Origin of the sequence: Actinomycetospora lutea (assembly GCF_028737205.1) — a bacterium.
GTDB classification, from domain to species: Bacteria; Actinomycetota; Actinomycetes; order Mycobacteriales; family Pseudonocardiaceae; genus Actinomycetospora; species Actinomycetospora lutea.
Genome location: NZ_JAQZAL010000018.1, coordinates 140,324 through 153,010 on the forward strand (window position 1 = coordinate 140,324; position 12,687 = coordinate 153,010).

11 protein-coding genes are annotated in these 12,687 nt (G+C 74.6%); 9 read left to right on the plus strand and 2 right to left on the minus strand.

The annotated features are described in order from the left end of the window. Positions 1-53: 53 nt before the first annotated feature. Positions 54-344 (minus strand): hypothetical protein, encoded by a 291-nt coding sequence (locus PHK61_RS20200; protein ID WP_274282811.1) that lies wholly within the window; start codon positions 342-344, stop codon positions 54-56. 101 nt (positions 345-445) lie between these two features. Beyond that, positions 446-892, minus strand: coding sequence for a hypothetical protein (locus tag PHK61_RS20205; RefSeq protein ID WP_274282812.1), 447 nt, complete (start codon positions 890-892; stop codon positions 446-448). 180 nt (positions 893-1,072) lie between these two features. Between PHK61_RS20205 and PHK61_RS20210 the strand changes: the two genes are divergently transcribed. The 9 genes from PHK61_RS20210 (at position 1,073) to mctP (ending at position 12,636) form a co-directional block, all read left to right on the plus strand. Then, on the plus strand, positions 1,073-2,446 hold the full coding sequence (locus PHK61_RS20210) for a dynamin family protein (RefSeq protein ID WP_274282813.1): 1,374 nt from the start codon (positions 1,073-1,075) through the stop codon (positions 2,444-2,446). Next, a complete protein-coding gene (locus tag PHK61_RS20215) occupies positions 2,443-4,107 on the plus strand; it encodes a hypothetical protein (protein WP_274282814.1) in 1,665 nt (554 codons plus the stop codon). Before PHK61_RS20210 ends, PHK61_RS20215 begins: the two co-directional genes overlap by 4 nt. A 10-nt stretch (positions 4,108-4,117) precedes the next feature. After that, the gene (locus PHK61_RS20220; RefSeq protein WP_274282815.1) at positions 4,118-4,435 is read left to right on the plus strand and encodes a DUF6802 family protein; all 318 of its coding nucleotides are present in this window, start codon (positions 4,118-4,120) and stop codon (positions 4,433-4,435) included. Positions 4,436-4,488: 53 nt separating this feature from the next. Beyond that, a complete protein-coding gene (locus tag PHK61_RS20225; protein WP_274282816.1) occupies positions 4,489-5,994 on the plus strand; it encodes a TldD/PmbA family protein in 1,506 nt (501 codons plus the stop codon). Further along, positions 5,991-7,409: a metallopeptidase TldD-related protein gene (locus PHK61_RS20230; RefSeq protein WP_274282817.1), complete on the plus strand. Its 1,419-nt coding sequence runs from the start codon at positions 5,991-5,993 to the stop codon at positions 7,407-7,409. Before PHK61_RS20225 ends, PHK61_RS20230 begins: the two co-directional genes overlap by 4 nt. A 119-nt stretch (positions 7,410-7,528) precedes the next feature. Continuing rightward, the gene (locus tag PHK61_RS20235) at positions 7,529-8,410 is read left to right on the plus strand and encodes an NAD-dependent protein deacetylase (protein ID WP_274282818.1); all 882 of its coding nucleotides are present in this window, start codon (positions 7,529-7,531) and stop codon (positions 8,408-8,410) included. Between the two features lie 205 nt (positions 8,411-8,615). Further along, the gene (locus tag PHK61_RS20240; protein WP_274282819.1) at positions 8,616-10,445 is read left to right on the plus strand and encodes a phosphoenolpyruvate carboxykinase (GTP); all 1,830 of its coding nucleotides are present in this window, start codon (positions 8,616-8,618) and stop codon (positions 10,443-10,445) included. 254 nt (positions 10,446-10,699) lie between these two features. Next, positions 10,700-10,978: a DUF3311 domain-containing protein gene (locus PHK61_RS20245; protein WP_274282820.1), complete on the plus strand. Its 279-nt coding sequence runs from the start codon at positions 10,700-10,702 to the stop codon at positions 10,976-10,978. Beyond that, complete coding sequence (gene mctP, locus PHK61_RS20250; protein WP_274282821.1) at positions 10,975-12,636, plus strand: monocarboxylate uptake permease MctP; 1,662 nt, start codon at positions 10,975-10,977, stop codon at positions 12,634-12,636. Before PHK61_RS20245 ends, mctP begins: the two co-directional genes overlap by 4 nt. Positions 12,637-12,687 lie beyond the last annotated feature (51 nt).

The window sequence follows — 12,687 nt, forward strand, 5'->3', positions numbered from 1 at the left end:
CCCTGCCACCCCCCGATCTTCACACGGGATCCGGGCGGGGGCCGGTGCCGGGCTCAGGAGCGGCGCAGCGGCGCGAGCGTGGCGCGGTCGGGAGTGATCCGGATACGGACGGCGGCCGCGGGGAGGCCGAGGGCGGCGCCCACGAGCCGGCGGGCGGCGGCGTGCGCCTCGGAGAGCCGGTCGACCACGACCTGCTGGCCGGAGGGGCCGAACCGCAGCGTCCACCCGGTCGAGCCGAACGTCGCGGTCACGGCGTGCACGACGTCGGTGAGCCGCGGCATCGGCATCGTCAGCGGCTCGGCCGCCACACGCGGCGGGCGGCGGGTCAAGGGGACGAGGGTCACACCCGCACATCGCTGCGATCTCGGAGCGGGTTAGCCACGCAGCGAAGGATCGCCCGGTCGGGCGATCGAACGAGCTCGGACGGCCTCGGCAGGACGACGGGTCAGTGCGACGCTCCGCCGGACGGGGGACCGCCCTCGATCACCTGCTGGCGCGGGTTCTGCCGGGCACGTCGCTGCTGCTCGTACTGCGCGGTCATCTCCGACTCGATCGTCTCGCTGCGGCGACGGCTGCGGATGCGCGCCAGCAGCAGCAGCGTCAGGCCGTGGAGCACACCGAGGAGCAGCATCACGCCGCCGAGCTGGGTGATGACGATCTGGACGGTGCCCTGCACGTCGAACGGGCGGTAGGTCGAGATCAGGGCGAGGAAGCCGAGCGCGACGAGGTGGAACAGCACGCCGAGCAGTCGGTTGGCGGAGACCGCGGTCTCCTCGGAGTCGAACACGTCGCGCAGGAAGCCGATGCCCGAGCGCATGAGGATCTGACCCACCACCAGCGTGATGACGCCGCCGACGGCGACGATGAAGAGGTACGTGCCGGTGTCGAGCACTGGGTGCTTCCCCTCCCGCGTGACGGTTCGTGAGCAGTCTCCCCTGACGGGCGATCAACCGAAACCCTCGCAGACCTGCGGAACCCGCCCCTGCGTGACGTGCCGGACGCCTACTCTCCGACCACTGTGGGCCCTCTGCGCAGCGCCATCGTCGCGACATGCCGTGCGCTGGCCCCGCGGGTGTCCCTGCCCACCGCCGACGAGGTCGAGGCGATCGCCGACCGGATGCTCGCCACGCCGTCGCTCGTCGTCGCGGGGCCGGTGTCGTCGGGCAAGTCCACGCTGGTGAACGCCCTGATCGGGCGCCGCGTCGCACCCACCGGCGCGGGCGAGTGCACGGGCCTGACCGCCTGCTACGTCCGCGGCCCGGTCGACCGGCTCGACGTCGTGCTCGTCGACGGCACCCGCCGCCCGCTGCCCCTGGCCGCCGGGGGGCGGGTGCCGGCCGCGGTGGGCGACCGGCTGGGTGTGCACCCCGAGGACGTCGACCACCTGGTCGTCACCCTGACCAGCGCGGCGCTCGACGAGCTCACGGTGATCGACACCCCGGGCACCGGCTCGGCACGCCGCCCGGCGGGTCCCACGGGCGGGGCGCACGCGGACGCCGCGCTCGTCGTGCTGCCCGCCACGGCCCACCCGGGCGACCTCGAGGTCCTGCCCGGCCCGGCCACCCACGGCCCGGCCGGCGTGGTGGCCGTGCTGGGCCGCGCCGACACCGTCGGTCCCGACGACGGGGGCGAGCTGGCCGTCGAGCTCGGACGGCGCCTGGGCGACCGGGTGGGCCCGGTGACGCCGGTGATCGGTCTGCTCGCCGAGACCGCGGTGACGGGCGCGCTGCGCACCGAGGACGTCGGCGCGCTGCGCCTGCTCGCCGGCGCCGACCCCGCGGTGCTCGAGGTGGCCCTGCTCGACGCGGAGCTCTTCACCACCGCCGAGCTGCCCGTGGGCGTCGAGGCGCGGGTGCGGCTGCTCGAGCTGCTCGACCTGCGAGGCCTCGCGCTCGGGCTCGCCCTGCTGCGCGCCGACGCCTCGGCCGGGGTCGGGGAGCTGTGCGACGCCCTGCTCGCCGCGTCCGGCCTCGCGTCGCTGGTCGGGCGGCTGCACGACGAGGTGCGCGCCCGCGCCGACCTGCACGCCGCCGCGGCCGGCCTGCGTGACCTCGCCGCCCTCGGTGCCGCGCGGGCGCGGGCCGAGGCGGCCGAGGAGGCGGCTGCCGGCGAGGGCACGCGCATCGGCGACGCCGCGGGCTCGCTCGCCCGCCGGGAGGCCTTCGCCGACCGGGCCCTGCTCGCCGCGCGCGCCCGGCTGCGGGCCGGCGTGCTCGGGCTGCCGGCCGAGCTGTTGGAGGAGGTCGACCGCCTCGCCGCGCCGGGCCAGCCCGACCTCCGCCTGGCACACCCCGGCGCCCATCCGGTGGAGCTCGCGGGCCACGCGTCCCGGCGTGCGGCCTGGTGGCGCGCCTACGGGGCGTGGGGCGCGCCGCGGCGCATCGCCGACCTCGCGCACGTCGTGCACCGCACCTACGTGCGGCTGTGGCGGGAGCTGACGGTGTGACCGACATCCCCGCCGAGGTGGCCCGGACCCGCGAGGCCCTGGCCACCCTGCTCGCCCGGCTCGATCCCGACGCCGCCGCCCGGGCCGCCGCGCCGCCGGCCCCGGTCCGGCCGACCGTCGCCCTGGTCGGCGCGCCGGGACGCGGGCGCGGGGAGCTGTTGGCCGCGCTGCTCGGGCTCGCCACGCCGCCCGAGCCGGGCGCCGACGGAGCGGTGCGCGCGACCCCGGCGTCGACGGGCCCGGTGCCCCTGCTCGAGGAGCTCGACCTCGTCGTGCCCGCCCGCCCCGCCGATCCCGGCACGTGGCCGGTCGACGGGGCGACCGCGGCGCTGGTGCTCGCCGACGCCGCCGCGCCGCTCGGCGTCGACGAGCTCGACGCGCTGGCCCGCGCCGCCGCGCGCGTCGACACCGTGGTCTTCGCGCTCGCGCGCACCGAGGCCCACCGGGGGTGGCGCACGGTCCTCGAGGCCGACCGGGCGCTGGTCGCCGCGCGGGTGCCGCGGCTCGCGGACGCGCCCTGGTTCCCGGTCTCGGCCGCTCTGGCGCGCCGGGCGGGCGACGTGCCGCCGGCGGGCGCCGAGGCCCTGCGCCGGCGCTCCGGCCTCGCCGCCCTGCAGCGCGAGCTGCACCGGCTGGTCGCGCGCCGGCGCCGGATGCTCGCCGAGGCCAACGCGCTGCGCCTGCTCGCCGGCGCGCTGGACGGGGTCGCGGCGCGCGCCGAGGCGACCCGGACGGCCCTGCGGGCCCCGGCCGGCGGGGACCTCGCCCGACGGCGCGACGAGCTCCTCGCCGCCCGCGCCGCGCTGCGCCGCGACCACCACACGCGCTGGCGCTCCGACCTCGCGGCCGCCCGGGTCGCGGCCACCGACGACCTCGCCGCCCGGGTGCGCGCGCTGGGCGTCGCGGTGCGCGCCCGGATCGACGACGCCGACCGCGCGGGGCTCGCGGCGGTGCCCCGCGAGCTCGCGGGCGAGGTCGAGACGCTCGCCGCCGAGGTCGTCGCGGGGCTCGGGGCGCGGCTGCGCGACCTGGTGGCGGCGACCCTCGCCGACCTCGTGCCCGCGGGCGAGCTGCCCGCGCTGCGCGTCGCCGACCTCGGCGAGCCCGCGCTCGTGCCCGCCCCGCGCCCGCGCCCGGCCGAGGACCGCCTGCTCGTCGTGGCCGGCGCGTCGGGCGGGCTCGGGCTCTCGCGCCTCGCGCTGCTGCCGCTGCTCGCGGTGCCGATCGCTCCGGCCGCGCTCGGGGTGGTCCTGGTGCCCGTGTCGGTGGGCCTCGGGCTGGGCGCGGCGGGCTGGGTGGCGCGCGCCCGTCGCCTGGCCGCCGACCGGGCGCACCTGCGCCAGTGGTCGGTCGAGGCGCTCGCCGAGGTGCGCGGCGACCTCGAGCGGGTGCTCGCCGACGCCCTGATCGCCACCGAGCGGGAGGTGACCCTCGCCCTCGACGCCGCGCTCGAGGACCGGGCGCGCGACCTGGACGACGCGCTGGCCGCCGTGCGCCACGCGGGCGCCGACCGCGCCGAGGCCGACCGGGTCGCGGCGCGCACCGCCGCCGAGGCGCGCGAGGGCCGCGACCGCGCGGAGACGCTGCTGCGCCGGCTCGCCGAGCTGCGGGACCGGGTGGATGTGCCCGAACCGCACCCGTCGGCGGCGCCCGCGACCTAGCCTGCGGGGCATGGTCGACGTGCCCGAGCTGCACCCCGAGGTCCACATCGATCCCGTGCCGGCCGACCTGCTCGTCACCGGCACCCACGTGCTCGGCCCGGCCACCGTCGACAGCGACGCCGACGGCCGCCCCGACACCGCGGTGGTGCCCGGGCCCGACGCGCTGGTGCTGGGCACCGACCTCGACGGCGACGCGCGGATCGACGTGATCACGCGCGTGCACGACGGCGGCGGCGTCGTCACGGAGGACGTGCCCTGGGACGAGGGCCCCGTCCCGCCGGCGCCGACCATCGATCCGGCGACCGGACGGTGGGTCCGCGGCGGCTGATTGCGCCCCGGCCGGGGTGCGCCCGGGTAGGTTCGGCGCTCGTGGTCAGCCCCGTGACGCACGCGGTGGACGCGGACTTCCTCGCCCTGCCCCGTGCCGCGCTCGCCGACGCCGCCCTCGACGCCGCCCGCCGCGGCGGCGCCCAGCACGCCGACCTGCGCGTGCACCGCCTGCGCAGCCAGCACCTCGAGCTGCGCGACGGGCGGGTCGTGGTCGCCGCCGACCAGGAGACCGTCGGCCTCGCGGTGCGGGTGCTGCGCGACGGCGTGTGGGGCTTCGCCGCGCACGTCGACCTCACGCCCGAGACCGCCGCCGCCACCGCGCGCCGGGCCCTCGAGGTGTCGGGCACCCTCGCCGCGCTGGTCACGGAACGGGTCACGCTCGCCGACGAGCCGGTGCACGCCGGCGTCACCTGGGTCTCGCCGTACGACGTCGACCCGTGGGCCGTGGACGTCGCCGACAAGATCGGCCTGCTGACCGAGCGGTCGACGGGCCTGCTCGCCGCGCCCGGCGTCGACCACGTCGCCGCGAGCTGCGTGCAGGTCAAGGAGCAGACGTTCTACGCCGACAGCGCGGGCACCACGACGACCCAGCAGCGGGTCCGCGTCGACCCCGACGTCACGATCACCACCGTCGACCGGGCGGGCGGCGGCTTCGAGACGCTGCGGACCCTCGCGCCGCCGGCCGGGCGCGGCTGGGAGTACCTCACCGGCACCGGGTGGGACTGGGACGCCGAGCTCGCCGAGCTGCCCGACCTGCTGGCCGAGAAGGTGGCGGCGCCGAGCGTCGTCGCCGGCCCGACCGACCTCGTCATCGACCCGACCAACCTGTGGCTCGTCATCCACGAGTCGATCGGGCACGCCACCGAGTACGACCGGGCCATCGGCTACGAGGCCGCCTACGCCGGCACGAGCTTCGCCACGCCGGACCAGCTCGGCACGCTGCGCTACGGCAGTGACGTCCTCACCGTCACCGGCGACCGCACCGTGCCGCACGGGCTCGCGAGTGTCGGCTGGGACGACGACGGCGTCGCGGCCCAGGACTTCGACCTCGTGCGCGACGGCGTGCTCGTCGGCTACCAGGTCGACCGCTCGTTCGCGCCGCGCCTCGGGCTGGCGCGCTCCAACGGCTGCGCGTACGCCGACTCCGCGGAGCACGTGCCGCTGCAGCGCATGGCGAACGTGTCGCTGCGCGCCGACCCGGACACCGACCGGTCCACCGCGGCGCTGATCGACGGGGTGGAGGACGGCATCTACATCGTGGGCGATCGCTCCTGGTCGATCGACATGCAGCGCTACAACTTCCAGTTCACCGGCCAGCGGTTCCACCGCATCCGCGGCGGCAAGCTGGTCGGCCAGGTCCGCGACGTCGCCTACCAGGCCACGACGACCGACTTCTGGGGCTCGCTGGAGGCGGTCGGCGGACGCTCGACGTGGCGCCTCGGCGGCGCGTTCAACTGCGGCAAGGCCCAGCCCGGGCAGGTCGCACCGGTCAGTCACGGGTGCCCGTCGGCGCTGCTGCGCCGGGTCAACGTCCTGAACACGGGGAGCGGGTCGTGAGCGCGCCGGGATCCGCGCTGGTCGAGCGCACCCTGGCGATCGCGGCGCGCCGGGCGCCCGACGCGGGCGTCGTGGCGTTGGTCCGCGAGGTGTCCGAGGCCGTCGTGCGCTGGGCGAACTCCACGCTCACGACCAACGGGCAGACCGTGGAGCGCCGCCTGTCGGTGATCATGCTCGTGCCGCTGGAGGGCGGGACGGGCGCCGGGGTCGCGACGGTGCCCGCGCCCACCGCGCTCGCGGCCGGCCCCGAGGGCGACGCCGTGATCGGCGAGGCGGTGGACGGCGCGGTGGAGGCGGCCCGCCGGGCCGGGCCCGCCCGTGACGCCGCCCCGCTGCCGGCGGCCACGGACGGCGCCCCGGGGGACTGGGACGACCCCGCCGGCGCGACCTCGATGGCCGTGTTCGGCCGGCTCGCCGAGGAGCTCGGGGCGTCGTTCCGTGCCGACGAGACGTCGTTCGGGTTCGCCGACCACCGCGTCACCACCACCTGGCTCGGCACCTCGGCCGGGGTGCGGCGGCGCTGGGTCGAGCCGGGCGGGGCGGTCGAGCTCAACCTCAAGGACCCCGCGACCGGCACGTCGGTGTGGGGCGGCGAGGGCGCGACCGACGTCGCGGACATCGACGTCACCGCGCTGGTCGGGCGCCTGCGCGACCGGCTGCCGTGGGGCCGGCGCCGGCTCGAGCTGCCCGCGGGGCGCTACGAGACGATCCTGCCGCCCTCGGCGGTGTCCGACCTGATGATCTACCTGGCCTGGTCGATGGGCGGGCGGCCCGCGCAGGAGGGCCGCTCGGCCTTCTCGCGGGCCGGCGGCACGCGGGTCGGCGAGCGCCTCGGCGCGCTGCCGCTGACCCTCGCCGGCGACCCGGCCGCGCCGGGCTTCCCCGACCTCGCCTACACCCCGGTGCTGGCGACGACCTACTCCGGCGACGAGGTCTCGGTGTTCGACAACGGAGCCACCACGGGGCGGGTCGAGTGGGTGCGCGACGGCGAGATCGCGACGCTGGCCTACCCGCGGGCCGCGGCGGCCGAGTACGACGTCCCGTTCGCCGCGCCCACCGACAACCTGGTGCTCACCGGCGGCGAGGAGGCGACGCTCGAGGAGATGGTGGCCTCGACCGAGCGCGGGCTGCTGCTGACCTGCCTCTGGTACATCCGCGAGGTCGACCCGACGACGCTGCTGCTCACGGGCCTGACCCGCGACGGCGTCTACCTCGTCGAGCGCGGGGAGATCGTCGGCGAGGTCAACAACTTCCGGTTCAACGAGTCGCCGCTCGACCTGCTGCGCCGCGCCACCGAGGCCGGCACCACGGAGCGGACGCTGCCGCGCGAGTGGAAGGACTGGTTCACCCGCGCCGCCATGCCCCCGCTGCGCGTCCCCGACTACCACATGACCTCGGTGTCCCCCGGCCGCTGAGCCCCGTGAGCGAACTCAGGGGCTGTGACGCCGACGTTCGCTCACGGGGGGACAGGCGCATGATGGAGAGCGTGGTCAGGATGCGCTCCGCCGGAGACGCAGCGACGCGGAGCTCGACCATGAGCACCGCGCCGCAGGAGGCGTGGGAGGCCGACGTCCCGGTGCGCGGCGACGTGCCCGCGCTCGCCACGCTGCTCGGCGAGGGCGGCGCGCTGGTGCTCACCGGCGCCGGGATCTCCACCGACTCCGGCATCCCCGACTACCGCGGCCCGACGAGCGCGGCGCGCCGCCACGCCCCGATGACCTACGAGGCGTTCGTGGGCGACCCCGTCGCGCGCCACCGGTACTGGGCGCGCAGCCACGTCGGCTGGCCGCAGATGGCCGCCGCCCGCCCGAACGACGGGCACCGGGCCGTCACCGCGCTGCAGCGCGCCGGCCTGGTCGGCGGCGTGATCACGCAGAACGTCGACGGGCTGCACCAGGCGGCGGGCGCGCGCGACGTCGTCGAGCTGCACGGCGCGCTCGACCGCGTCGTGTGCCTGGGGTGCCGGGCGATGCCCACACGGACGTCGGTCCAGCAGCGCCTGACCGCCCTCAACCCCGACCTCGACGCCCGCGCCGTCACGATCAACCCCGACGGCGACGCCGAGCTGGCCGACGACGAGCTCGACCGCTTCACGATGATCACCTGCCCGGCGTGCGGTGACGGACCGTTGAAGCCGGACGTGGTCTTCTTCGGCGAGTCGGTCCCCCGCCCGCGCGTCGACCACTGCTTCGCGCTGGTCGAGCGGGCTCGCTCACTCGTGGTCCTCGGATCGTCGCTCACGGTGATGTCCGGCCTCCGGTTCGTGCACGCCGCCACACGCCGGGGCCTGCCGGTCGCGGTCGTGACCAGCGGTCCGAGCCGTGCCGACGCCGTGGCGAGCATCCGGTTGACGGGGGCACTGGGCGACGTGCTGCCGGCCGCTCTCGACACACTGCGTTTACCCCATCGGTCCTGAATCGTTCAGCTTGATCGTGGAAGTGAGGCCCCCGACAGCGCCCGGCGGTGTCCTTCTCGGGAAGTCTCGTTAACGTCGAGTCCCACCGTCGGAGTATTCGACCGGGCACGGCGTCGTGCCCGGCGATGACTCCGTTCCCGAGGCGACCGGGGCCGCTTCGCGGTCCGCGGCGTTGCGGCGAGCGAGCCAGCGACCGAGGAGACGCATGACTGCTGTTCCGACCATCCGAGGACTCGAGAACCCGCCGATCCGACGCCGCGAGGTGATCGCTTGGGTGGCCGAGGTCGCCGAGCTCACCACGCCGGACCGGGTGGTGTGGTGCGACGGGTCCCAGGACGAGTGGGACCGGCTGACCCAGGAGCTCGTCGACGCCGGCACGTTCACGCGGCTCGACCCGGAGAAGAAGCCGAACTCGTTCCACGCCGCCTCGGATCCGGACGACGTCGCTCGCGTCGAGGAGCGCACCTTCATCTGCTCGGTCGACGAGGCCGACGCGGGGGTCACCAACAACTGGATGGACCCGGCCGAGATGAAGGCCGTCATGACCGACCTGTACCGCGGGTGCATGGCCGGTCGGACGATGTACGTGATCCCGTTCTGCATGGGCCCGGTCAACGCCGAGCACCCCAAGCTGGGCGTCGAGATCTCCGACAGCGCCTACGTCGTCACCTCGATGCACATCATGACCCGCATGGGCCCCGAGGTGCAGCGCCGCCTCGACGAGGGCGACACCGAGTGGGTCCCGGCGCTGCACTCGGTCGGCGCGCCGCTCGAGCCCGGCCAGCAGGACGTCAAGTGGCCGTGCAACGACACCAAGTACATCAGCCACTTCCCCGACACCCGCGAGATCTGGAGCTTCGGGTCCGGGTACGGCGGCAACGCGCTGCTGGGCAAGAAGTGCTACTCGCTGCGCATCGCCTCGGCGATGGCGCGCGACGAGGGCTGGCTCGCCGAGCACATGCTCATCCTCAAGCTGATCAGCCCGGAGGAGAAGGCGTACTACATCGCGGCCGCCTTCCCGTCGGCCTGCGGCAAGACGAACCTCGCGATGCTCCAGCCGACCATCCCGGGCTGGCGCGCCGAGACCGTCGGTGACGACATCGCCTGGATGCGCTTCGGCGCCGACGGACGGCTCTACGCGGTCAACCCCGAGTTCGGCTTCTTCGGCGTCGCGCCGGGGACGAACTGGAAGACCAACCCGAACGCGATGCGCACCATCGAGCAGGGCAACGCCCTGTTCACCAACGTCGCGCTCACCGACGACGGCGACGTCTGGTGGGAGGGCCTCGAGGGCGACCCCCAGCACCTCACCTCCTGGACCGAGGACGACTGGACGCCGGGCTCGGCCAAGCCGGCCGCCCACCCGAACTCGCGCTACACCGTGCCGATCTCGCAGTGCCCCGTCGTCGCGCCCGAGTGGGACGACCCGCAGGGCGTGCCGATCTCGGCGATCCTGTTCGGGGGCCGTCGCAAGACGACGATCCCGCTGGTCACCGAGTCGTTCGACTGGCAGCACGGCACGTTCATGGGCGCCACCATGTCGAGCGAGATGACGGCCGCGGCCAAGGGCGGCAAGGGCCAGGTCCGCCGCGACCCGATGGCGATGCTGCCCTTCCTGGGCTACAACGTCGGCGACTACTTCCAGCACTGGGTGGACGTGGGCAAGAACGCCGACGCCACCAAGCTGCCGTCGATCTTCTACGTGAACTGGTTCCGCCGGGGCGAGGACAACCGCTTCCTGTGGCCCGGGTTCGGCGAGAACAGCCGCGTGCTCAAGTGGATCATCGAGCGGATGGAGGGCAAGGCCTCCGCCACCGAGACGCCGATCGGGCACGTCCCCGCCGCCGACCAGATCGACGTCGAGGGGCTCAGCGAGCCGATCGAGGACATCGAGGCGTCGCTGCGCTTCGACGCCGACGAGTGGCGCGAGGAGCTGCCGCTCATCGAGGAGTGGTTCGCCAAGATCGGCGACAAGCTGCCGACCTCGATGCGCGACGAGCTCGACGCCCTCAAGCAGCGTCTCGACGACAGCTAGCCCCGCCGCCGGGAGAACGAACGGCGCCGTCGCTGCGACCGACGCAGCGACAGCGCCGTTCGTTCGTCCGGGGTGTGCGCATCAGGCGCAGCCGGTACCGACGCTCGGTCGCTCCCGGCGCGCGCCACCCGATCGCGTGAACGCTCGGCGCACGATTGCGTACAGAGCGCAGCACAACCGCTTCACCTCGACCTCACTCTCGGCCTACCATCACCGCGCTCTGCGTGAGCATCCGCCGACGAGGAGGTCCCGCGATGACGACGTCCGCCCCACCACCCGGGGAGTCCTCGAGCCCGACGGAGGAGACGTCGCCGCCCCGGGGCTGGACCGACGTCAGGTTCCGCTGGTGGAACCTGCTGCTCCTCATCCCGCTGATCACGATCCTGCCGTTCCTGTTCAACCAGGAGACCCCGACGCTGGGCGGGCTGCCGTTCTTCTACTGGTTCCAGCTCGCGATCATCCCCGTCGGGGTCCTCTGCACGATCGTGGTCCACCGCATCACCCGCCACGTCGACGAGGAGGGTGAGCGATGAGCGGCGTGCAGACCGTCGAGCTGATCGTCTTCACGCTGCTGTTCGTCGCCGTCGCGGTCATGGGCTTCATGGCCAGCCGCTGGCGTCGGGCCGCCGACATCGAGCACCTCGACGAGTGGGGCCTCGGCGGCCGCAAGTTCGGCTCGTGGGTCACCTGGTTCCTGCTGGGCGGCGACCTCTACACCGCCTACACCTTCGTCGCGGTCCCGGCGCTGCTCTTCTCCTCCGGCGCGCTCGGCTTCTTCGCGGTGCCCTACACGATCATCGCGTTCCCGCTGGTCATGCTGCCCCTGCTGCGGCTGTGGTCGGTGTCGCGGGTGCACGGGTACGTCACCCCGGCGGACTTCGTCCGCGGCCGCTTCGGTTCCCCGACCCTGGCGCTCCTCATTGCGATCACCGGCATCGTCGCGACGATGCCCTACATCGCCCTGCAGCTCGCCGGGCTCGAGGCCGTCCTGCGCACCATCGGTCTCAACGGCACCGGCTTCTGGGGTCACGCCCCGCTGTTCATCGCGTTCGTCGTGCTCGCCGCCTACACCTACCAGTCGGGGTTGCGGGCGCCGGCGCTGATCGCGGTCGTCAAGGACCTGCTGATCTACATCGTCATCCTCGTCGCGATCATCTACCTGCCCCTGAAGCTCGGCGGCTGGGCCCCGATCTTCGACGCCAGCCAGGCCAAGCTGTCGCAGCCGTCGCCGACCACCGGCCAGCCGGCGGGCTCGACGCTGCTGACCGCGAACAACCAGCTCCAGTACGCCACGCTCGCCCTGGGCAGCGCGCTGGCGCTGTTCCTCTACCCGCACTCGGTCACCGGCGTGCTCTCCAGCCAGAGCCGCGGCACGATCCGGCGCAACATGGCCGCGCTGCCGGCGTACTCGCTCCTGCTGGCGCTCCTGGCCCTGCTCGGGTACGTCGCCATCGCGGCGGGGGTGAAGCCGCTGGTCAACGGCTCCACCGGGCGCGCCGACACCAACACGATCGTGCCGGTCCTCTTCGACACGCAGTTCCCGGCGTGGTTCGCCGGCGTCGCCTTCGCCGCCATCGGGATCGGCGCGCTCGTGCCGGCCGCGATCATGTCGATCGCCGCGGCGAACCTGTGGACGCGCAACATCTACAAGGAGTACCTCCGCCGCGACGCCACCCCGCGCGACGAGGCACGGCAGGCCAAGCTCGCCTCGCTGGTGGTCAAGGTCGGCGCCGTGCTGTTCATCGTCGCCGTCGACCCGCAGTTCGCCATCGACCTCCAGCTCATCGGCGGTGTGATCATTCTGATGACGCTGCCGGCGGTGGCCATCGGGCTCTACACGCGCTGGTTCCACCGCGGGGCGCTGGTCGCGGGCTGGGCCGCGGGCATGGCCTGGGGGATGTACCTGCTCTACCAGATCCCCAACCCGGCCAACGGCAAGCAGCACTTCGGCGGCTCGGCGCTCGCCCTGGACAAGCTGTCGTTCTTCGGCTGGGCGCCGTGGGACGGTTCGCGGGTACAGATCTACGTCGGGTTCCTGGCGCTGATCCTCAACCTCCTCGTCGCCGTGGTCGCCACGCTGCTGCTGCGCGCGGCCGGCGTCGACGAGGGCCGCGACCACACCAGCACCTCGGACTACCACGCGACACGTGTCCCCGAGGAGACGAAGCCGGAGACGGTGGCGAGCACCTAGGGCGTGTCTCCTGAATCTTGAGCGTGATGTCGGCGAGCATGCTGGCCGTGG

Coding starts and splice junctions, on each gene's coding strand:
- PHK61_RS20220 (WP_274282815.1), top strand. CDS start 4,118: ATGGTCGACGTGCCCGAGCTGCACCCCGAGGTCCACATCGATCCCGTG.
- mctP (WP_274282821.1), top strand. CDS start 10,975: ATGAGCGGCGTGCAGACCGTCGAGCTGATCGTCTTCACGCTGCTGTTC.
- PHK61_RS20240 (WP_274282819.1), top strand. CDS start 8,616: ATGACTGCTGTTCCGACCATCCGAGGACTCGAGAACCCGCCGATCCGA.
- PHK61_RS20235 (WP_274282818.1), top strand. CDS start 7,529: ATGAGCACCGCGCCGCAGGAGGCGTGGGAGGCCGACGTCCCGGTGCGC.
- PHK61_RS20245 (WP_274282820.1), top strand. CDS start 10,700: ATGACGACGTCCGCCCCACCACCCGGGGAGTCCTCGAGCCCGACGGAG.